Annotated in this window: 20 protein-coding genes; 5 read left to right on the forward strand and 15 right to left on the reverse strand. The window is 63.9% G+C overall.

Annotated features, from left to right (window positions below; genetic code table 11):
* The 9 genes from ASD99_RS22800 to ASD99_RS22840 all read right to left on the reverse strand — a co-directional run.
* Positions 1-412, reverse strand: a 412-nt coding sequence (locus ASD99_RS22800) for an MBL fold metallo-hydrolase (protein WP_156389053.1), incomplete at its 3' end; no start/stop codon positions are given.
* A gap of 11 nt (positions 413-423) precedes the next feature.
* Positions 424-1,260, reverse strand: a complete 837-nt coding sequence (locus ASD99_RS22805) for a universal stress protein (RefSeq protein WP_057144995.1) — start codon at positions 1,258-1,260, stop codon at positions 424-426.
* A 675-nt stretch (positions 1,261-1,935) separates the two neighbouring features.
* On the reverse strand, positions 1,936-2,289 hold the full coding sequence (locus ASD99_RS22810) for a cupin domain-containing protein (protein WP_056587188.1): 354 nt from the start codon (positions 2,287-2,289) through the stop codon (positions 1,936-1,938).
* A gap of 132 nt (positions 2,290-2,421) precedes the next feature.
* The gene (locus tag ASD99_RS22815) at positions 2,422-3,315 is read right to left on the reverse strand and encodes a sugar phosphate isomerase/epimerase family protein (protein WP_057145009.1); all 894 of its coding nucleotides are present in this window, start codon (positions 3,313-3,315) and stop codon (positions 2,422-2,424) included.
* A 98-nt stretch (positions 3,316-3,413) separates the two neighbouring features.
* Entirely contained in the window at positions 3,414-4,352 is a 939-nt protein-coding gene (locus ASD99_RS22820) for an ABC transporter substrate-binding protein (protein WP_056587194.1), read from the reverse strand.
* Positions 4,353-4,428: 76 nt separating this feature from the next.
* Entirely contained in the window at positions 4,429-5,427 is a 999-nt protein-coding gene (locus ASD99_RS22825) for an ABC transporter permease subunit (protein ID WP_057144996.1), read from the reverse strand.
* Positions 5,424-6,968, reverse strand: a complete 1,545-nt coding sequence (locus ASD99_RS22830; RefSeq protein WP_057144997.1) for a sugar ABC transporter ATP-binding protein — start codon at positions 6,966-6,968, stop codon at positions 5,424-5,426. The genes ASD99_RS22825 and ASD99_RS22830 overlap by 4 nt, the downstream gene beginning before the upstream one ends.
* Positions 6,965-8,344 (reverse strand): FGGY-family carbohydrate kinase, encoded by a 1,380-nt coding sequence (locus ASD99_RS22835; protein WP_057144998.1) that lies wholly within the window; start codon positions 8,342-8,344, stop codon positions 6,965-6,967. Before ASD99_RS22835 ends, ASD99_RS22830 begins: the two co-directional genes overlap by 4 nt.
* Positions 8,341-9,123: a DeoR/GlpR family DNA-binding transcription regulator gene (locus ASD99_RS22840; protein WP_057144999.1), complete on the reverse strand. Its 783-nt coding sequence runs from the start codon at positions 9,121-9,123 to the stop codon at positions 8,341-8,343. The genes ASD99_RS22835 and ASD99_RS22840 overlap by 4 nt, the downstream gene beginning before the upstream one ends.
* 193 nt (positions 9,124-9,316) lie before the next feature.
* Between ASD99_RS22840 and ASD99_RS22845 the strand changes: the two genes are divergently transcribed.
* Genes ASD99_RS22845 through ASD99_RS22855 form a run of 3 tightly spaced genes read left to right on the forward strand, consistent with a single transcriptional unit; the run spans position 9,317 to position 12,497 of the window.
* The gene (locus tag ASD99_RS22845) at positions 9,317-10,360 is read left to right on the forward strand and encodes a class II aldolase/adducin family protein (protein WP_057145000.1); all 1,044 of its coding nucleotides are present in this window, start codon (positions 9,317-9,319) and stop codon (positions 10,358-10,360) included.
* A 14-nt stretch (positions 10,361-10,374) separates the two neighbouring features.
* Positions 10,375-11,649, forward strand: coding sequence for an FGGY-family carbohydrate kinase (locus ASD99_RS22850; protein ID WP_057145001.1), 1,275 nt, complete (start codon positions 10,375-10,377; stop codon positions 11,647-11,649).
* Complete coding sequence (locus tag ASD99_RS22855; RefSeq protein WP_057145002.1) at positions 11,646-12,497, forward strand: TIGR01459 family HAD-type hydrolase; 852 nt, start codon at positions 11,646-11,648, stop codon at positions 12,495-12,497. Before ASD99_RS22850 ends, ASD99_RS22855 begins: the two co-directional genes overlap by 4 nt.
* Here ASD99_RS22855 and ASD99_RS22860 read toward each other — a convergent pair.
* Positions 12,484-13,500: a sugar-binding transcriptional regulator gene (locus ASD99_RS22860; RefSeq protein WP_057145003.1), complete on the reverse strand. Its 1,017-nt coding sequence runs from the start codon at positions 13,498-13,500 to the stop codon at positions 12,484-12,486. The two genes, ASD99_RS22855 and ASD99_RS22860, sit on opposite strands and share 14 nt — an antisense overlap.
* A gap of 158 nt (positions 13,501-13,658) precedes the next feature.
* Here ASD99_RS22860 and ASD99_RS22865 point away from each other — a divergent pair, with 158 nt between their 5' ends.
* Positions 13,659-14,462, forward strand: coding sequence for a hypothetical protein (locus ASD99_RS22865; protein WP_056587219.1), 804 nt, complete (start codon positions 13,659-13,661; stop codon positions 14,460-14,462).
* A gap of 24 nt (positions 14,463-14,486) precedes the next feature.
* On the opposite strand, the gene ptsP is transcribed toward ASD99_RS22865, so the two are convergent.
* Genes ptsP through ASD99_RS22890 form a run of 5 tightly spaced genes read right to left on the reverse strand, consistent with a single transcriptional unit; the run spans position 14,487 to position 19,212 of the window.
* Positions 14,487-16,472, reverse strand: coding sequence for a phosphoenolpyruvate--protein phosphotransferase (gene ptsP / locus ASD99_RS22870; protein ID WP_057145004.1), 1,986 nt, complete (start codon positions 16,470-16,472; stop codon positions 14,487-14,489).
* A gap of 55 nt (positions 16,473-16,527) precedes the next feature.
* Positions 16,528-16,908 carry a PTS glucitol/sorbitol transporter subunit IIA gene (locus ASD99_RS22875; RefSeq protein ID WP_056587228.1) on the reverse strand — a complete coding sequence of 127 codons (381 nt, stop codon included), beginning with the start codon at positions 16,906-16,908 and terminating at the stop codon, positions 16,528-16,530.
* Between the two features lie 26 nt (positions 16,909-16,934).
* Positions 16,935-17,936: a PTS glucitol/sorbitol transporter subunit IIB gene (locus ASD99_RS22880; RefSeq protein WP_056587231.1), complete on the reverse strand. Its 1,002-nt coding sequence runs from the start codon at positions 17,934-17,936 to the stop codon at positions 16,935-16,937.
* A 16-nt stretch (positions 17,937-17,952) separates the two neighbouring features.
* On the reverse strand, positions 17,953-18,714 hold the full coding sequence (locus ASD99_RS22885; RefSeq protein WP_013529328.1) for a PTS glucitol/sorbitol transporter subunit IIC: 762 nt from the start codon (positions 18,712-18,714) through the stop codon (positions 17,953-17,955).
* A gap of 60 nt (positions 18,715-18,774) precedes the next feature.
* Positions 18,775-19,212, reverse strand: a complete 438-nt coding sequence (locus tag ASD99_RS22890) for a transcriptional regulator GutM (RefSeq protein WP_023757337.1) — start codon at positions 19,210-19,212, stop codon at positions 18,775-18,777.
* A gap of 194 nt (positions 19,213-19,406) precedes the next feature.
* On the opposite strand from ASD99_RS22890, the gene ASD99_RS22895 reads away from it, so the two are divergent.
* Positions 19,407-20,048, forward strand: a complete 642-nt coding sequence (locus tag ASD99_RS22895) for a hypothetical protein (RefSeq protein ID WP_056587237.1) — start codon at positions 19,407-19,409, stop codon at positions 20,046-20,048.
* Positions 20,049-20,057: the final 9 nt, after the last annotated feature.

Here is a 20,057-nt window from a genome sequence, read left to right on the forward strand (position 1 = left end):
CGGCATCCTGCAGGCGGTAGATCGGTTCGACCGGCGGCCGACCGCGCTGCGCATTGCGGCGATTCAGGTGCTCGACCTCCATTTCCTGGATATGCGCCGAATCCGGCAGCATGACCGAGCAAAGATCGATGGTGGCGCGGGTCGTATGGATGGGACCAGAAAAGCCCTGTTTAACCAGTTTCGGCAAAAGGCCGCTGTGGTCGATGTGCGCATGCGTCAGGATGACAGCGTCAATCGCGTCAGGTGGAAACGGGAATGGACCGTAGTTCAATTCCCGCTCGGACTTCGACCCCTGGARCAGGCCGCAGTCGATAAGGATGCGCGAATGCGGCGTCTCGATCTCATAACATGAGCCGGTGACGCCATGGGCCGCGCCATGGAAACGCAGGATAGGATCCGTGTCGCGTCTCATCTCGGGACGACCTAATGCGACAGGAGGACAGGCAGGCGCAGGTCCGCGAGAATGCCTTCGGTGGCGCCGCCAAGCACGAAGTCCCTGACGCGGGAGTGACCATATCCGCCCATGACAAGCAKTTTGCCGCCGATCTTGAGAGCGTGTTCCTGGAGAGCGGTTCCGATCGACCGATCCCCTGCCTGGATCGAGGCGGCCTCGGCCACCAGACCACGCGTCCTCAAGCCCTGCGCAAGGCGTTCGTCGATGTCCTGTCCCGGAAGCGGCTTTTCGTCGGTCACGGTCACAACGGTGATCATGGAGGCATGTTCGAGAAACGCCCGCGCGTCGGCAACAGCCCTTGCTGCCACTCGGCTGCCATCCCAGGCGATGACGACATGGTCAAGGACSCCAACGTCCGTGGRGTCGGGAAGAAGCAGGGYCGGTCGACCCGAACCGAACAGGATCGCCTCGGCTATCATCCGCGCCGTCTGGTTGCCCGGCGCCCAGCCGGCCAGACAGACATCGAAATAGCGGGACTSCTTTGCGGCAACGTCGCCCATCAAGGCCGGTGGTGCGGTCAGCAACTGCGTGGTGAGGGTCACACCGCCATGCGCTGCTGCTTTCGCAATCGCCTCCAGCAGGACRCTGCCGCATTTGCGGCTGGTCGCCTCGACCTCTCGTATCTTGTGGGGAAGATCGAGCAAGTAGCTCGACAGCGCGTTCGAGACGTCGGGAATGTCGACATTGATGGCAACGGCATGGAGCGCCGCGTCGATCTGCTTGACGAGCGCAACCGCATTCTCTGCAATCTTCGGGGAGTTTGCGTCTGGATAGGTCGCCAGACAGAGAGATGCCATAAGCTTCATCGGATTTCGCCTCGGTGCGGCCGCGGATGGCCATCGTTCGTGACATNGGGGAGTTTGCGTCTGGATAGGTCGCCAGACAGAGAGATGCCATAAGCTTCATCGGATTTCGCCTCGGTGCGGCCGCGGATGGCCATCGTTCGTGACATCTGTAGTCACAAGGGACGAGGCCAGCTTTGATTCACCGCAAATGCGTCTCCGCTAGATGATGGGCGCTGGGGGTGGTCGGCATTTGGTTAGGAGCAATGGTAGTGGGAGCCGTTTGCACACAAGCACCATCAAACCCGGCAGATCGGTGTCTCAAGCAAAATATCGACCCGAAGACGCCGGCTCAAGGTTTGCGACGGCGCGGTCGATGAGGGGCAGTCGTAGGTCTGTCATGAAATTAGTACGGCGATTGCGTGGTGTTCGATCTGATGGTTGTCTACGCTACAATAGCCGCGCAGTACGAAAACCAGCATAATTTCAAATCATTAGAGACCTCGCAATCGTACAATGACAGGCATTGGGAAATATCAGGAAAGGTCGTCTGACAGATTCCTAGTCTGTACGTCACAGGTTCGATTCCTGTCGGGATCACCATGCAAAGTCAAATTTCTAAGGCGTCGCCGCCAACATGAAAAACCCGCCATGGCGAACCATGGCGGGTGATTTTCACGCAAAATGGAAACAGCCCGTTCAGCCAACCCGAACGACAAAATGCTTCGTCACCGGCTCGACGATCTTCCACGTTCCCTTGAAATCGGCTTCCACCACGAAGGCGTCGCCGGGGCCGACTTCGACAGGCGTGCCGCCGTCGGGCGTGATGATGATGCGGCCGGCGATCATGTGCACGAACTCATAGTCGGTGTATGTCGCGTGATAGGTGCCGGGCGTCGCCTGCCATGTGCCCGACAACACCTTGCCGTCCTCGGTCGTGTGCTGGACGGCGGTTTTCATGGTCGGTTTGCCTTCGATCACGACCCAGCCGGTCAGATCACCGGCTTCCGCGTTTTCGACGGCGCCAAATTTGAGGATCGTGTTGCGTGTCATGTCCTAGGCTCCGTCTGGTCCGTTGTGCCGGCGTCATTTGCCTGGACGGTCAGATAGCCGATGCCCCTGCCGCGAGCAATGCCGGCGCCATGCGGTGCATGACGCACTCGCGTATCGGGTCAACGGGCAGGTTCAGGGTTTGTGCCGTGCCGAGACCAGCTCGGCCTTGCGCCGCGCCGTCTCCAGTCCAAGCCCGATGAAGGCGCGAGCGTGTTTGGCGAGCGCCACATTGTCTGTCCACAGATTGCGCCAGATGGCGGTTTTTTTCGACAGGTTCTCGTCGACGATTTCCGACGAGAAGGATTCGAAGCTGAGGTCATCGCTGTAGCCGATCGCCGTCAGCGCATCGAAGATCGCCGCGAAGTCGATGTTGCCGGTGCCGAGGAACCCGCGATGGCTTTCGCCGATATGGACATAGCCGATCTTGCTTGCGGCATGGCGGATGGCCAGCCCGACATCGGCTTCCTCGATGTTCATGTGGAAGGTGTCGAGATGCAGGAAGATGTTGTCCGAGCCTGTATCCTCGATGAAGGCCAGCCCTTGCGCGGCGGTGTTGAGCAGGTTGCTTTCGAAGCGGTTGACGATCTCGAGGTTGAGCGTGACGCCGGCCGCCTTGGCCGTCTCGGCGACCTTCGCCAGCGTGCCGGCGCTGCGCTGCCATTGATCGCGCGTGGGCGCCTCGACCTGCAATCCGTGGCTGGTCGAGAGAATGCCGGCGACCTTCCGGCCGCCAAGATCGCGCGTCAGCGCGATGGTGTCATTGAGGATTTCGACGCCGCGCGCGGCAATCGCCTTGTCGGCGCTCGAAATGTCGCCATCACCAGGCAATCCGATGCTGATCGCGACGCCAAGGCCGAGATCGGCGATGCGCCTGGCAAGTCCGCCAATGTCGACATCGGCCGGGTCGAGATAGGAGAATTCGATGAGGTCGAAGCCGGCCTCTTTGGTGTTGGCCAACGTCCGATCGAGATCGGCCTGTGCCGAGCTCGCCGACCAGACGAAAGAATGGATTCCAATACGCGACATCATCGTCTCCGGCTTCTGCGCATCGGACCCAGAAGCGGAGCCGATGCCTGGACAAGACGTGCGGCCGGTGATCCCGGCCGCACGCTGCTGAGGGACGTTTAGCGGGCCGCGGTCCAGCCCTTGTAGTCCTTCAGGTTCTCGGCCGTGATCAGCTTCGGGTCGAGCAGCACGGTCGGCTCCGCCGGCTTTTTGCCGGCAAGCAATTCGGCTGCCATCGTCAGCGACTGGCCAGCCATCACGTAAGGATCCTGCGAGGCCGAAGCCTTGATCATCGAGGTGCCGGAGGAGAGTTCCTTCTCGATATCGGGCGCGCCGTCGACGGCGGTGAAGATGAACTCCGAGCGGTTGAGCTGCTTGGCCGCGAGCTGGGCGCCGATCGCCGTCGGATCGTTGATGGCGAACACCGCATCGATCTTGTCGAAACGCGTGAGCAGCGACTGGAATACCTTCAGGCCGCCGTCGCGCGAGCCTTCGGCATTCTGGTCGTCGGAGAGGATCTTGATGTCGGGATGCTGTGCCAACACGTTCTTGCAGCCCTTCACCCGCTCCAGGATCGACGACGATGCAGGCCCGTTGAGGATGACGTAGTCGCCCTTGCCCCCGGTATGGTCGACCAGGTACTGGCAGGCCTCTTCGCCGGCCTTGACGTTGTTGGTCATGACAGTGACGTCGGCGCCCGGCGCCGAAACGTCGAAGGCGGCAACGACGATGCCCGCGGCTTGCGCCTTCTTCACCGCCGGTGCGATCGCCTTGGCGTCGACTGCATTGAGCATGATCACATCGACGCCGGCGGCGATGAACGAATCGACCTGCGAGACCTGCTTGTTAAGGTCATAGTCGGCCGACACCGACGTCACCTCGACCTTCGGGTTGATCTTCCTGGCCGCGTCCTCGATGCCCTTGATGGTGGCGACGAAGAAGGGGTTCCCGAGCAGGCCGACCGAGATGCCGACCTTGTTGAGGTCCTTGGCCGAAGCAGGCGCGATGGCGAGCGACGCGAGTGCGACGCCGCAGAGCAGTTTGGCGATGGTCTTCATTGCTTTCCTCCGATTGCCCCGCGCCTCTCACGGTGCGTTACACAAACCGGTCGTTTACGCCGGCGACTAAGGTCAATCACGTTCTTGCTCCTGCCTGGAGCCTGTAACGGTCGAGGGCGACCGCCACGATGATGACCAATCCCTTGATGATGTACTGCCAGATGTCCGACACACCGGCCAAGATGAGTCCGTTGGAGAGCACCGCGATGATCAGCCCGCCGATCAGCGTGCCCCAGATCGAACCGACACCGCCGACGAAGCTGGTGCCGCCGAGAATGACCGCGGCAATGGCGTCGAGCTCGTAGGATTGTCCGAGCTGCAGGCCATTGGCGGCGTAGAGCCGGGCCGCCGACATCGCGCCGCCAAGGCCTGCCAGCATGCCGGATACGCCATAGACGAAGAGCAGCACCAGCGGCACCTTGATGCCGGTCAGCCGGGCTGCCTCGGCATTGCCGCCGACGGCATAGATCCAGGTGCCGAGCACGGTCCGCTTGAGTACCAGCCAGGACAGCACCACGACCGACAGCGCAATGATGACCAGCCAGGGAATGCCGAACAGCGAACCGTTGCCGATGAAATCGAACGGCAGGTCCGAATTGAACACCGTCGTGTCCTGGCCGAGCAGGCGGGCGACGCCGCGCACCGCGGTCAGCGAACCCAGCGTGACGATGAAGGGCGGCAGCTTGATGTAGGCGATGAGCAGCCCGTTGATCAGGCCAAAGCCGAGGCCGACCAGAATGGCCGCCGGCACGCCGAGCAGGCCCCAGTCCGGCACCAGCGACACCATCACCGCCACCATCGCCGATGCCGCAAGGATGGCGCCGACGGACAGGTCGATGCCGCCGGTCAGGATGACGAAGGTCATGCCGGCCGCCAGCACGATGTTGATCGACGACTGCTGGGTGACGATCAGCAAATTTGTCTCGGTCAGGAAGCGCGGGTTCATGAACTGGAAGCCGGCCGCCAGCAGGATCAGGACCGGCAGCATGCCAAGGGCAGCGATTGCGGTGCGCAACCGCCGGCTCGTGCCGGTGGCCTGGCCGCCTGCGCTGATCTCGGTCGCCTTGTCGGTCATTGCTGAGCCGCTCCCGTTGCAAGTTCCATGATTTTCTCCTGGCTGAGCGGCACGCCTTCGGATGCCGTCACCTCGCCCGATATCGTGCCGTCGCGCATCACCAGCACGCGGTCGGCGACGCCGATCACCTCCGGCAATTCGCTGGAGATCATCAGGATGGCGATGCCTTGCTTGGCGAGATTGTCGATCAGCCGGTAGATTTCCGACTTCGCTCCGACATCGACGCCGCGCGTCGGCTCGTCGAGGATCACGACCCTCGGCTCGGTTTCGAGCAGGCGGGCGAGCAGCACCTTTTGCTGGTTGCCGCCCGACAGCGAGCCGGCATTGGCCTGCACCGAACTGGTGCGGATGGACAGATCGGCAACAGCCTTGGAAGCGCGCCTTTCGGCGGCGGCGAAATCACGCAAGCCGCCGGCGAGGGAATCCCTTGCCAGCACGCCCATGCTGATGTTGTCAGAAATCGACATGTCGAGGAACAGGCCGAGTTCCTTGCGGTCCTCGGTCAGATAGGCGATGCCGGCATCCAGCGCCTCGCGTGGCGAGCCGATGGTTACGGGCTTGCCGTCGAGTTCCAGCGTGCCGGACGTGCGCCTATCGGCGCCGAAGATCAGCCGCGCAAGTTCGGTGCGGCCGGAGCCGACCAGGCCCGCCAGCGCCAGCACCTCCCCCTTGTGCAGGTCGAACGAGCAGTTCTTCAGCAGACGGCCGTCGGACATGCCGCGCACCGAGAGTGCCACCGCGCGCTTTGCGTCCGGCGGCCGATGGTCCTTCTTGTAGAAGGCGGACAGATCGCGGCCGACCATCATCGACACCAGGCGCGAGGCGCTGAGCTCAGCGCGCTCGAGCGTGCCGACATAGCCGCTGTCGCGCAGCACGCTGACGCGGTCGGCAAGCTGGTAGACCTCTTCCATGCGGTGGCTGATGTAGATGATGGCGATGCCTTGCGATTTCAGCGTCGCAATAACCTCGAACAGCCGGTCGGTCTCGCGCGAGGTCAGCGACGTCGTCGGCTCGTCCATCACGATGATGCGCGCATTGGTCGACAGCGCACGGGCGATCTCGACCAATTGACGCTCACCGAGCGACAGGCTGGAGACCATGTCGCGGGCCGAGAAGGAGACGCCGAGACGGGCAATGATCTCCCTGGCGCGCCGGGTGCACTGGTCGCGGTCGACGATGCCGAAGCGTCGCGGCTCGTTGCCAAGGAAGATGTTCTGCGCCACCGTCAGATTGGGCGCCAGCGACAGCTCCTGATAGATCACCGCGACGCCGCTGGCGCGCGCCTTGATCGGATCGCCGGTCGCGGCGGGCATGCCGTCGATCAGGATCTCGCCGCCGGCATCCGGCCGATAGGCGCCTGAAAGCACCTTCATCAATGTCGACTTGCCGGCGCCGTTTTCGCCCATCAATGCGTGCAACTCGCCAGCATGGACGCTGAGCGAGACATCCTGCAGGGCGCGGATGGCGCCGAACGTCTTGGAGATGTGACGCATTTCAAGAACCGGCTGGCGCCCCGTCTCAACCTTGGCAGCCGCACTCATCGCGCGCCTCCCACCGCGGCACCAGCGATGCCACGGTCCATGGCCAGCGCACGCCAGTCATCACGATAGAGGGCTAATCCGGTGAAACGCGAAGCGCGCACCGGCTCCGGCACTTCGGCTGCAAATTCGCGCCCGACGCTCTCGAAGGCGAGCGCCGCGGCGCCCGTGGCGCTGCCCTCCAGCGTGGCACCCTGCAGGAACGTCTGGCCAGGACGCAACTGCGCCAGCAGGCCGGCGAGCAGACCACCCGTGTTCAGCCCGCCATCGACGATCACGCTGTTGTTCGAATGGATGAGGTCGAGGCAGAGATCGACCATCAGCGCGACATAGAGCAGGGCCACCGCCGCCCGCTCCTCGGCATCGGGCGTACGCCCGACGAGCCGGCCGGAATGGCCGGACATCGGTCCGCCCGGCGCGAAGCTCGGCAGCGCCATGATGCCGGCGTCGATCACCCGCTGCACCGTCGGGCCGGCGATCTCGCCTTGCCAGCCGCCGCTGATGGTCGCGAATTCGCGCCCGCCCATGAAGCGGATGGTCGGCACCGGACCGCCGTCGACATCGACATTGACCAGCATATCGCGGTCCCGGTCGAGCACGTCGAGCGGGCAGTCCGGATTAAGCACGATGACCCAGGTGCCGGTCGAAACGACGGTGACTGGGCCTAGCTCCTGCCGGCGATAGGCATGCAGCGCCGCATTCGAGTCGTGGACGCCGTTGTGAATGGCGATCGGCCTCGCCGTATCGCCGAGGCGCCGCTCGCCGGTCAAGGCGCCGGCGCGCTCGAAGGCAGGCATCCGGTCACGCCAGCCCTGCGCGTCGACCAACGAGGAAAAGTCGCGCTGGCGCGGCGCCCACAGATGCGAATGACAGCCAAGATAGGACACTTCCGAGACCGCCCGCCCGCCAAGGCGCCAGCTCCAGTATTGCGGATAGCCGAGGATCGATTTCGACACGGCGAACGCGTCGGTATCGACCTCCTGCAGCCACAGCATGTGGCGGCCATAATTGAAGCCGAGCGGCAGTCGCGGCGAGAACGTCTCGGCAAAATCCGGAATGCGGCGATCGATCCGCGCGGCAATCTCGGCCGGCGGCTCTTGCTCGTAGTCGAGGATCGGATGCGTCAGCGCCGCCTCGTCGATCAAGGCGAAGGTGCAGCCATGGCCCGACACCATCAGCCCCTCGACGCCATGGCCGTCGACCGCATCGCTTACGGCACTGAGCGCCCAGTCGTGGAGCGCTGTTTCGTCGAGCACGCTGAAGCCGCCCTGGCGCACCCATTTCGGTTGCGTCCGACGCTCGTCGAGAATGCGCCCGTCCTGACTGAAGATGAACAGCTTCGAATTGGTCTTGCCGAAATCGAGGACCGCCATCTTCACTGGATGGCTCCCGAGGTTGAGGCTATCCGCACCATGACGCCAGCGTCTTCCAGCATGCGTGCATCGGTATCGGAGAGGCCGTCGTCGGTCACCAGCGTGCCGATGCGGGAAAGCGGCAGCGCGACATTGCGCGCATGGATCGACAGTTTGCGGCTGTCGGCCAGCACCACGATCTGGTCGGCGCAGAGGCTGAGATCGATGATGGAGCGCACCAGCAACGGATGCGATTCCATCACGCCTTCCTGGCCAAGGCCTTGCGCGCCGAGAAAGAATTTCGAGGCATAGAAGGGCGCGGCCTGTGCGAGCGAATGGATGATGCCGGGTTCGCGATGCAGGTCGCCGCCGGCAACCGTCAGGCTGCAATGGCCGTGGTCGCTGAGGTAGGCCGCGAGCGGCATCGAGTTTGTGTAGAGCCGGATGTTGCGCTCGGCGAGCTTGACCCCGAGATGGAAGCAGGTCGAACCACCATGCACGATGACCGCATCACCGTCACGCACCATGGTCGCCGCAAGAGCGGCGATCTGCCGCTTGGCCTCGACCGCAAGGTCGCGGTTCTCGTCATAGGGCCTGGCATAGGCGACACCGGCCTGGGAAGCCCCATCGAGCGCCGAGATGCCGCCATAGACCTTCCGCGCTTCGCCGGCCTCGTCGATCCTGTCGATGTCACGCCTGACCGTCGCGGCCGAAACGCCGAGCCGCTCCTGCAGTTCGCGCACCGAGGCGAACGGGCGATCCCGCAGCAGTTCGACGATCTGACGTTGGCGGCCGGAGTCGCTCAACTCTTTCCTCCCGAGTGCCATTTTTCACGGCAGTTGGTGCAACTTACTCAACATTAGCCAGATTGCAAGCGGGTTTTGATGATAGTAGATCACTGTTGACGTAGATCACTCGTATCTGCGATATCAGCGCCAATTCGATCCTGGTAACGGGATTTCGCGCGGGACACGGCCGAGCCGTTGGAGGAAAAGCGCCATGGCAACCCAAGCTGACGCACAGGAGCTGGCGGCCTTGCGGGCGCTTTCGGCCAGCATCGGGCAGAGCCCGCATCTGACCCAGGCGGCGGGCGGCAACACTTCGCTGAAAGCCGGCGACACTTTGTGGATCAAGGCCTCCGGCACCTGGTTGAAGGATGCGCTCACCGACGACATCATGGTGCCGGTGGCAATGGCGCCGCTGCTCAGGGCGGTCGAACAGCGCGACCGCGCCGCCGACCAGCCGCAGGGTTTTACCATTGCGGCGCTCAACCCGCGCGGCCTGCGTCCGTCGATCGAGACCACGGTGCACGCCCTGATGCCGCAGCGCGTCGTTCTGCACGTCCATTGCGTCGACACGATCTCGCTTGCCGTGCAGTCCAATGGCGAGGCCGAGGTCGCCAGGCGGCTCGATGGCATCGAATGGGCCTATGTGCCCTATTTCCGGCCAGGCCTGCCGCTTGCCCACGGCATTGCTGAAAAGCTCCGGCCTGATGTCGACGTGCTGATCCTTGGCAATCACGGGCTGGTCGTCGCCGCCGAGACCGTCGCCGGGGCGGAGCTTCTGCTGTACCGCGTCCGGTCGCTGCTGGCCCGGCCGGCGCGCGCTACTGCCGAGCCCGACCTTGCCGCTTTGACGGTGCTTGCTGGCGACAGCTTCTACAGATTGCCGGCCGATGTCGAAGCGCATGCGGTTGCGCTCGACCCGGAAAGCCGTCGCATGGCGGAGGCCGGCAGCCTCTATCCGGACCACGTCATCTTCCTCGGCCAGGGCTCCGTCGTGGCGGGGCTCGGCGAGACCGTGGCCGATGTCATCGCGCGGCTGGGCACGCCGCCGGCGGCGATCCTGTTTCCCGCCACCGGCGTGCTGATGCGCGGCGACGCCAGTGCCGGCGCCGACGCCATGCAACGCTGCCTTGCCGACGTGACGGCGCGCATCGACATCGCCGCGCGGCTGAACTATCTCACCGCCGCCGAGAATGACGAGCTGGTCAATTGGGACGCCGAGCAGTATCGCCAGAAGCTCAACGCGGCCGGTAACTAGCAAGGACAGACGACATGATGCCACTTGTCATCGGCATCGACATCGGCACCTCAGGTGCGCGTGCCGTCGCGATGCGCCCGGATTTTTCCATTGCCGGGCATTCGGCTGTTCCGCTCGACAGATTTGGTCGCGAAGGCCGCGACCCCAAGGCATGGTGGCAAGCGGTCAAGGCGGCGCTGACGGAGCTGCTTTCCGGCATCGACCGCGCAGCGGTCCGCGCCATCGCCATCGATGGCACGTCGGGCACACTACTGCCGGTCGATATTGCCGGGCAGCCGCTCGCCGAGCCGCTGATGTACAACGACAAGGTCGCCGACGATGACATCCTGGCGGCGATCGCCCGCGAGGCGCCGGCTGCAAGTGCTACGCACGGAGCGACATCCGGTCTCGCCAAGGCCCTGCGCTTCCAGAGCGTGCCCGGCATTGCAATGGTGCTGCACCAAGCCGACTGGATCGCCGGAAATCTCTCAGGTCGCTTCGATGTCAGCGACGAGAACAATGCGCTGAAGACCGGCTATGACGTCGAAGCCCGCCGCTGGCCGGACTGGATCGCGGCTGCCGGGATGCGCATGGAGTTGCTGCCGCGCGTCGTCGAGCCGGGCGATGTCACCGGCAATCTCACCGCGGCCGCCGCGGAGCTGTTCGGCTTGCTGCGGGATGTGGCCGTTGTCGCCGGAACGACGGACGGCTGCGCCTCGTTCCTGGCGACCGGTGCCGCGGCCGTCGGCGACGGCGTCACGGCGCTGGGATCATCGCTGACCATTAAGATCCTGTCCGAGCGCCCGATCTCGGCGCCGCGCTTCGGCATCTACAGCCATCGGCTCGGCGACTCCTGGCTGGCGGGCGGCGCTTCGAATTCCGGCGGCAAGGTGCTGGCGCAGCATTTTCCGCTCGCGCAAATCATTGAACTCAGCGCGGCTATCGACCCCACCACCACGACCGGCCTCGACTACTATCCGCTTCCCGCCATCGGCGAACGCTTCCCGATCGCCGATCCGGCGCTACCGCCACGCCTCATGCCCCGGCCAGCGGATGACGCAAACTATCTGAAAGCGATGTTCGAGGGCATCGCCGCGATCGAAGCGCTTGGCTATGACAGGCTTGCCGAGCTTGGCGCGCCTGCACTGACATCGGTCAGGAGCGTCGGTGGCGGCGCCGCAAACGCGGTCTGGACGGCAATCCGGCAGCGCAAGCTCGGCGTCACCTTCCTGCCCGCGCTTTCCGATGAGGCCGCCGCCGGCACGGCACGGCTGGCGCTGCAGGGTGCAAGTGAGGCGGGGCTGCTATGAACACGAAGAACGTGGAGCGTCTCGACGGCATCGGCCCGCTGGCCGAGCGCTACCAGGTTTTCTTGCTGGACCAGTTCGGTGTTCTGCATGACGGCCAGCAGCCCTATCCGGGCGCGGTGGCGGCATTGTCGGCGCTGAAGCGCGCCGGCAAGACCGTGGTGCTGATTTCCAATTCCGGCAAGCGGGCACAACCCAATGAAGGCCGGCTCATGAAACTCGGCTTCGAACCGGGAAGCTGGGACCATTTCGTCTCTTCCGGCGAGGTGGCGTGGCGATCCTTTAGTGACATGACGGCATCGGGGAAGCTGCGCCCGGGGACAAAATGCCTGCTGATCAGCCGCGACAGCGACCGCACCGCGATCGAAGGCCTACCCCTCGTGCTGACGGCGGTCGGTGAAGACGCCGAACTGGTGCTGATCTCAGCCAGCGAGGGCGATCGCTACGACCTCGACCATTACCGCCGGCTGCTTGCTCCGGCAGCGGCGCGACGGGTACCGTGCTTCTGCACCAATCCCGACAGGATCATGCTGACGGCTGTCGGCCCCCGCTTCGGCGCCGGCGAGATCGCCGATCTCTACGAAAGCCTTGGCGGCAGCGTCACCCGCATCGGCAAGCCCTACAAGGCGATTTTCGACGCAGCACTGGCTCTGGTCGGCAAGCCGGACCGTGGCATCGTGGTCTGCGTCGGCGACAGTGTCGAACACGATATATCAGGCGGCAATGGTGTCGGCATCGCCACGGCGCTGGTTCTGAGTGGGATACTGACGGACACATCAGATCTCGCCGCTGTTTTCAACGAACAGCAGGCCTGGCCGGACTATATCACGGATAGCTTCAGCTTCCGCTGACCGCTTCCAGCATGCGCCTTGCACTTTCCTCGTCGGTGATCAGGATCGTCGGCGCGATCAGGGTCATGGCGCCGAGCAGCGCCTCGGTCTTCTCCGCACCGCCGGAGGTGAGGATGCGGATCGGCGCCCTGCGCAGACGGTCGACATCCACCGACATCACGTGGCTGTTGACGGGATGGTCGACCAGATCGCCATTGCGGTCGAAGAAATGGAACAGAAGGTCGCCAACGGCGCCACGCGCAAGCAGGGCCTCCCGATCCGCTTCCTTGAGAAAGCCGCCGCGAGAGAAGGTGGTGGCCGAGGCGATGCCGCCGACGCTCAGCAGAACGGCATCGAGCACGTTGGCCATTTGAAAAACCTCCTGCAGGCCGCAGCGCTCGACCAGCGCGATCTTGGTCTCGACGCTGTCGACGACGGCCGGCGTCGGGATCAGATAGCCGTCGCCCTGGAAGATTTGGGCGAAGCGCCAGGCGAATTCGGCCGGGTTGTATCGGCGCACGACGCCGACACCGCCAAGCAGCGAAATGACCTTGAAGTCGGTGAGCGACTTGGCGCTGATGAAGGGCAGGCTCGAGAACAGCGTCTGACCCCAGCCGACACCCACACGCATGCCGGATTTCATCGTGTCCGACAGGAAACTGCCGGTCTTGGCACTGATCGCCGGTATCGGGTCGGCATTGGGCGTGGAAAGCGGCGCCACCAGCGCCTGCTGCAACCCGAACGTCTTTTCCAGCGCGCGCTCAAGCCGCACGATTTCCGACAATTCGCTCTCGATGCTGATCTTGACCTCGTTGCGCGCGCGCGCGTCCGCCAGCATGCGCACGATGGTGACGCGGCCGACGCCGAGCACATCGGCGATCTCGTTCTGCGTCATCTGCTCGACGAAATACATCCAGGCGGCGCGGATCCTGAGGCGATCCGTCCGGCTTTCGCTGGCGACCTGCTCGGTTGCTGCGCTTCCGCCTCGACCGTCTTCGCTTTCGCCCTGTCGTCGCCTGCCCACGCCTGTCTCTCCCCCTGCGGCGACGGACGAGCGCGCCGTCGCCGATTCTGCATGCTGGTCTAGTATCGCCTATTGATCTACCAATCGATAGGAACAATGTAGAGGGGGTGGCCGCCCCCAGTTGGCGGCCATCCGCAGCAATTTCGAGGCGATCCGCGATGCTCCGACAAATCTCCGAAGACGTCCGCGTCAATCTGAAGGACCGGTTGCGGGAAGTCCGTGAAATCATCCGCCAGAGCCGGCACGACGGCAGCGGCGACGCCAGTGTCCTGCGCGAAGCAACCAGCCATCTGCCGCCGTTTCCGGGCAAGGGCATCGAAGGCCTGCTCAGCCATGCTGCGAGTGCCGTCGACGAAGCGCTGTCGATTGCTGAATCTTTCGTCCCGCATGAGCGCCCGATAAAGGTGGACGGCACGACGGTAAAGGGCCTCGGCACCTATTTCCCGGTCGGTAACGAGGATCGCCAGCTGAGCGCGGAGCGCCTGTTCCGGCGCGATATGTATTATCTGACCAAGGCGGTACTTGCCGGCCTGAACATCGACAATGCCCGCATCCACGAAGCCGATTTCGCGGCCGTCCATGCCACGATGCGCAAGCGGCATGGCGACCTTTTGGCCGCATTGGCCGCGCCGGGCGCCGGACTGCAGGCAATCGCGGCCACCTGTTCGGCGCTGCTGGTCGAGTGCCTCAACCAGCATCCCGTTCGCTTTGCCGAGACCGCGCCGGAAGCGCCGGCGGTGGTGGGTGGCCGGGCACTCGACATAAGCTGCCTGGCGCCGCTCGCTTTGGCCTGCGGCCTGGCCACCACCGGCAGGGACGGTTCGCCGGAACCTGATATGCTGGAGATCGCGATCCTGGCCGCCGACATCCGTCACGACCGCATCGTTCAGGCCTGCGCCAAGGCGAGCCCGATCAGTGAATTGACACCCGTTTTCGCCACCTTGCTGGCCCATTTGCCATAGCTTGCCGGTAGAGGGCACTCAGATTTAGTCTGCAGCGGCCATGGCCATGATCGTCTTTTTGGCGCGCTGGATCGAGGCCGGGCTCATCGAGAGTTCGGTCAGCCCCATCTTCACGAAGGTCGCAATGAGGTCGGGACGGCCGGCCGCCTCACCGCACATGCCGACCATGATGCCGGCGGCGACGCCGGCTTTTGCCGTCATTTCGATCGCCGACATGACGGCTGGATTGGCGACATCGTTGAGCTTGGCCACCGTCGGGTTGAGCCGGTCGGCGGCCATGATGTACTGGGTGAGATCATTGGTGCCAATCGAGAAGAAAGCCACCTCCTTGGCCAAAGCCGGAGCGATCAGAACGGCGGCCGGGGTTTCGATCATCACGCCGAGATCGAACGTCGCATGCGGCACGCCCTCGGCTTTCAGTTCGGCGGCGCATTCCTCGACTAAAACCCGAGTCTGCCTGACTTCGCCGATATCGGAAACCATCGGCAGCATCACCTTGATGTTGCCGTGCACGGCGGCCCGCAGCAGCGCCCTGAGCTGACGCTTGAAGATATCGGGCCGGTCGAGGCACATGCGAATGCCGCGCCAGCCGAGGAAGGGGTTTTCCTCATCGGGAAATTCGATGCCGGCGATCGGCTTGTCGCCGCCGATGTCGAGCGTGCGCACGATGACCGGATACGGCGCGAAGGCCTTGGCCAGCGCCGCGTAGGTTTCCGCCTGCATGTCTTCCGAGGGCAGATGCATGTGACGCATGAACAGAAGCTCGGTGCGGAACAGGCCGACGCCCATGGCGCCTGCCTCTTGCGCCGCCTCGATTTCCTCGAGCGAGCCTATATTGGCCGCGACTTCGATGATCCTGCCGTCGGCCAACTTCGGCGTCACCGCCTTGAAGACGGTCAGCCCGGCGCGCTCCTTTGCCGCTGCTTCGACGCGGCCGGCGAAATCGGCGCGGGTCGCCGCGTCGGGGTCGATGATCACATGGCCGCCATTGCCGTCGAGTGCCACCTCGCGAGCGGTACGCAAGGCATTGACCTTGGCGCCGAGGCCGAGCACCGCCGGAATGCCATGCGAGCGGGCAATGATGGCGATGTGCGAGGTGGCGCCGCCATGGCCGCACACCACCCCGCCGATCCGCTTCAGCGGCGCACGCGCCAGATCCCAGGCGCCGATGTCGTCGGCAATCAGGATAGCGCCTTCGGGAATGTTTTCGAGGCTGACATCGTCCTGCCCGAGCAGCGCGAGGCAGATCTGCCGTCCGACCGCATGAACGTCGTCCGCCCGCGCGTTGAGATAGTGATCGTCGACGGCGCTGAAATCGGCGGCGATGGTAGAGGCTGCGGTGATGACAGCCGAAATCGCGTCGTTGCCGCCCCTGATCAAGCTCTCGGCTTCACAGGTCAGGCTGTCGTCGGCGGCGATATCCCTGAGTGCGGCGACGATGCCGCGGTCTCCAGCCGACAGGCTGTCCTGCGCCAGCGCATCGTCCATGCGTGCCTGGACCGCGCGGATAGCGGTGCGGAACCTGTCGATCTCTCCGCCGATCTCCTCGGCCTGCAACATGCGGCCTTGTCCGGCGATGTCGGGCGGGAAATGCGCAAAGGCCGGGCCGATGGCAAAACCTTCGCTTGCCGCCACGCCGCGCAAGCCGTTTGCTCGATCAAGTGCTGCCGGCGCTGATTCGGGCACTGGCGCGGGTGCCACTTCCTGCCCGGCATCATTCGCCGGACTCTGCGTGTCAGCTTCGTCATCCAGGCCTGCTCTCGGATTTTCGAGATAGCCGATCAGCGCCTCGATCGCCTCGATGGCATCAGCGCCATTCGCCCGCACCGTGACTTCCTGGTTCTCCTTGACCGCCAGCAGCATCAGCTTGACTGAGCTCTTGGCGCTGACCGCCTTGCCGTCCTTGACCAGCTGGACATCGGATTCGAAACCCTTGGCGAGCTTGACGAACCGCGTCGCGGGACGGGCGTGCAGACCTTCATGCACTCTGACGATGGTCGAGCGTTCCATGGCAAATACTCTGGTTTTGGGCGCCGCTCCAACATAGACCGCGGCGCGAATGCTGTCAGGCGGCGATGGTGATGATCGCGCCCGCCTTAAGGGCGGCCACGAGCGCTTGCGGGTCGACTTGCGACGCACAGATTTCGCCCGGCCTTTCGGCCTCGGTGGCCCCGTTGAACGAGATGACGACATGGCCCATTTCAAGAACCTTGCTCCAGGCGCTGGAGCCGACCGCCGTTATAACGGCGACAACCGGGCCGAGGGTGATCGAAGCGCCCTTGGCGGGCGCTCCGTCACTTGGTCCCTCCTCCGCCTTGTGGAGCACCGACACCTCGGCAAGCTCCGGTGGCGAGCCATCCGCAAACAGGATGACCACGCCCCCTTCGGCAAGGTCCGCCACTTCGGGTCCGATGGCAGTGACCCGTGTTCTCAGCAGAACCGTCATATGGCGAACCTCATTTCATGCTTTCCTTAGAATACGATCAGGCTGACGACCCACGCGATCAGCACCGAGACCGGTCCCATGATCTGGCGGCTGATGAGCACCGCCGGAACGCCGATTTCGATCGTCTTTGGCTTGGCCTCCCCGAGCGCGAGGCCGACCGGGACGAAGTCGCAGCCCACCTGGGTATTGTAGGCAAACAGCGCCGGCAGTGCCATTGCCGGCGAAATCGTGCCGTTGGCGATCTGCGGGCCGATGATGGCGACGCCGATGACCTGCGCGATGACAGCGCCTGGCCCGAGGATGGGCGACAGGAACGGCAGGCCGCAGATCGCCGAGATGATCAGCAGGCCGACGATGTTGTTGGCCAGCGGACCCATCGGCTGTGCCAGCACATCGCCGATGCCGGTGTACAGGATCAGACCGATGAGCATGGTCACGAAGGCCATGAACGGCAGCACGTTGCGGATGACCTGGTCGATGGTGCGGCGGCCGGCATTGAAGAAGATGCCGACGATACGCCCCATGACGCGGCCGATCGTGCTGATGAGGCCGATCAACCCACCCTCGCTTGGCAGCGGCTGTGGTGCCGCGGCCGCATTGTTGCTTGAACTCATCGCTGCTGCTCCCCCTGCAGTCGTGACCGTTTCGGATCCGTCCGCCATTGTGATGTTGGCCGGCTTCACGCCCGAAACGTAGATGTCCTCGGTGATGAACTGGGCCAGCGGCCCGGACTGACCGACCGGCGTCAGATTGACGGTCGGGATGCGCTTGCGCGGATAGACGCCGCATCGTGCGGTGCCGCCGCAATCGACGACGACAACCGCCATCTCGCTTTCGATCGGCGGCGCCCTGAAGCCGTCGACGGCTTCGGCACCGGTCATGTCGGCGATGAGCTGCGCCACCGGGTGAATGCCGCCACCGGTGACGGAAACAACCTTGCTGCGCTGTTCGGTCGGCTCGATGACCAGCGGGCCACCCCAGCCGGTTTTGCCCTGGGATATCCTTACGGCTTTGTATGTCTTGGCCATGATGTCCTCCCCGCCCTTACAGCTCGACGCCCTGGCGGCGTGCCATGATGGCGGTGATGCGTTCGGTCAGCATGCCCTTGAGCAGGATGACGACGAGACCGACGATGGCGTACCAGATCGCCACCTTGACGTGGTAGCCGGCGACGACGACGCCCTTCTTCTCCAGCTCCAGCAGCGCGACGAGAATGCCGCCCCAGACGAAATACTCGCCGGGATTGATGTGCGGGAACAGGCCCAGCGGCGGGTGCACATAGGACACGGCCGCGTCATAGAAGGCCGGTTTATGCTTTTCTTCCAGGAACGATCCGAACGTATAGGCCATCGGATTGGTGAGGAAGAACACCGCCAGCAGCGGCAAGAGCGTATAGCGCGTCAGCGCGATACGGCCGGCGCCGCGCGCCAGACCATGCACGCGCTCTTCTCCGACCAGTTCGGTGACGGCGTAGAAGGCCGTCATCAGCACCACCAGCGTCGGAATGATGCCGGTGACGAAGCCGGCAAAAACCTCGCCGCCCTTCTGGAAGATACCGATGAAGTACTTGCCGATGGCGGTCAGCCAGCCGAGCTGCTCTTCCTGCTGAACGTCCTTCAGCTTTTCCTTGAACTGATCGACGGTGATCGGTCCGCTGTCCGCTTGCGCGAGGACAACGAGATGGTCAGAGGCATGCTCGACGGCGAGCTTGCCATGCAATGCAGCATCCGAGACCATTGCACCTGCCACATGCAGATTATGCACGGCCATGTCGGCATGCTGCGCCAACAACGAAAATACAGACATTTCTCCTCCTTATGCCGCCCGCCGGTTGATCCCAGTCGGTGCGCGGCGTCCTCTCGTCCTCTAGGCCCTTGCTATGTTCAAGCCGGACAGACCCGGCTTCTTCCCCGGCTCCGACCGTGTTTTGTCGATCTGCTCGATCGCCCGCTTCACGGCCTCGGCCACACCGGATTCCCCCTCCCCCATGATTGCAGGGTTGGACCGGAGTCGATCGAGGGGAACGCCCTCGAACTCTTCATGTCTTTTGAATTTGGTGAAGACGGAACGGCCGCTCATCACCATCAGGCGGCGCACGACCAGATCGGGTGTCACCACGACGAGCGCGATGGTGCCCTTGGCCAATCGACCGCGAAAATTGCCGGCTCCGACGAAGCCATCCTTGTACTGGTCGGTGACGCCCCTGAAGACATCCGAATAGTGCCGCATTTGCAGCCAGACGCCGAGCGACTGCAGCGCCCACACGATAACCAGCAGAAGCAGTCCCCACTGCCAAATCGCCATTCGGTTCTCCTCCCGAAGCCTCAGTTGAACCGCACCTTGGACCGGCGCGTGACAACGGCAAAGTGAGAACATTTGTTTCCGAGAATGTCAATATGTATGATATTGGTCTCAGCTGTCGTCATCCACAGGGACTCTGACAGATTTCGGCGGCGGCGCCATTGTGCTAGCCTGACCGTGAACAGGATACGAGGAACATGGATCTGCCCTTCAGGGACGAACTGGCCTTGATGCCCGACCTTCGCCATCGGTTGCGGCAGTTGCGCTGGTTCCGCGCCACCTTTCGCGGCAGCGCCAAGGTGGTCTCGGACACGTTCGGCGTGCGCTTCGAGATCGATGAGGCCAAGCTCACCAGGGCCTTTCTCGACTGGGTCGAGATCATGGAGGCGCAGAAGCGCTTCGCCGCGATCGACCGCGCCGACTTCATCGTCTTTGCCGCCGGCCTAGTGCTGCGCGAGCTGATCAAACAGGCGCCGGCCAGGGAAATCTCCGGCCTCACTCAGCTGATCGAGACGGAAACGAATGCCGGCACGCTGGAAATCGTCCGTTTCTGGCCGGAGGGTTTCCTCTACACCAACTACTGCGTCTCGGTAATTTCGGCGATCCACGAGCAGGAATTCGGCAGCGCACCGAACATCGACAAATGTGCCGACGATCTGCGCACATGGTGGTCCTATCGCGAGAACGTGACCGAGATGCCGGCCTATGCCGTGGCCTTCCTCGACCGCTTCCTGGGCGCCGAACCGAACTGGATCACGCCGGATCGCGCACAGTCCCGGCAAGCCATGCAAAGGGCTCTCGGATCCGCGCGAGCGAGCGATGCGCTGCGCCAGCTCTGACTGCGCGCC

This window comes from Mesorhizobium sp. Root695 (assembly GCF_001428185.1).
Classification (GTDB): domain Bacteria; phylum Pseudomonadota; class Alphaproteobacteria; order Rhizobiales; family Rhizobiaceae; genus Mesorhizobium.

Bases quoted from the DNA above. Each gene is read 5' to 3' on its own strand.
- ASD99_RS22895 (WP_056587237.1), top strand. From the start codon at position 19,407: ATGGATCTGCCCTTCAGGGACGAACTGGCCTTGATGCCCGACCTTCGC.
- ASD99_RS22810 (WP_056587188.1), bottom strand. From the start codon at position 2,289: ATGACACGCAACACGATCCTCAAATTTGGCGCCGTCGAAAACGCGGAA.
- ASD99_RS22865 (WP_056587219.1), top strand. From the start codon at position 13,659: ATGCTCCGACAAATCTCCGAAGACGTCCGCGTCAATCTGAAGGACCGG.
- ASD99_RS22815 (WP_057145009.1), bottom strand. From the start codon at position 3,315: ATGTCGCGTATTGGAATCCATTCTTTCGTCTGGTCGGCGAGCTCGGCA.
- ASD99_RS22855 (WP_057145002.1), top strand. From the start codon at position 11,646: ATGAACACGAAGAACGTGGAGCGTCTCGACGGCATCGGCCCGCTGGCC.
- ASD99_RS22830 (WP_057144997.1), bottom strand. From the start codon at position 6,968: ATGAGTGCGGCTGCCAAGGTTGAGACGGGGCGCCAGCCGGTTCTTGAA.
- ASD99_RS22850 (WP_057145001.1), top strand. From the start codon at position 10,375: ATGATGCCACTTGTCATCGGCATCGACATCGGCACCTCAGGTGCGCGT.
- ASD99_RS22845 (WP_057145000.1), top strand. From the start codon at position 9,317: ATGGCAACCCAAGCTGACGCACAGGAGCTGGCGGCCTTGCGGGCGCTT.
- ASD99_RS22875 (WP_056587228.1), bottom strand. From the start codon at position 16,908: ATGACGGTTCTGCTGAGAACACGGGTCACTGCCATCGGACCCGAAGTG.
- ASD99_RS22890 (WP_023757337.1), bottom strand. From the start codon at position 19,212: ATGGCGATTTGGCAGTGGGGACTGCTTCTGCTGGTTATCGTGTGGGCG.
- ASD99_RS22825 (WP_057144996.1), bottom strand. From the start codon at position 5,427: ATGACCGACAAGGCGACCGAGATCAGCGCAGGCGGCCAGGCCACCGGC.
- ASD99_RS22820 (WP_056587194.1), bottom strand. From the start codon at position 4,352: ATGAAGACCATCGCCAAACTGCTCTGCGGCGTCGCACTCGCGTCGCTC.
- ASD99_RS22885 (WP_013529328.1), bottom strand. From the start codon at position 18,714: ATGTCTGTATTTTCGTTGTTGGCGCAGCATGCCGACATGGCCGTGCAT.
- ASD99_RS22880 (WP_056587231.1), bottom strand. From the start codon at position 17,936: ATGGCCAAGACATACAAAGCCGTAAGGATATCCCAGGGCAAAACCGGC.
- ptsP (WP_057145004.1), bottom strand. From the start codon at position 16,472: ATGGAACGCTCGACCATCGTCAGAGTGCATGAAGGTCTGCACGCCCGT.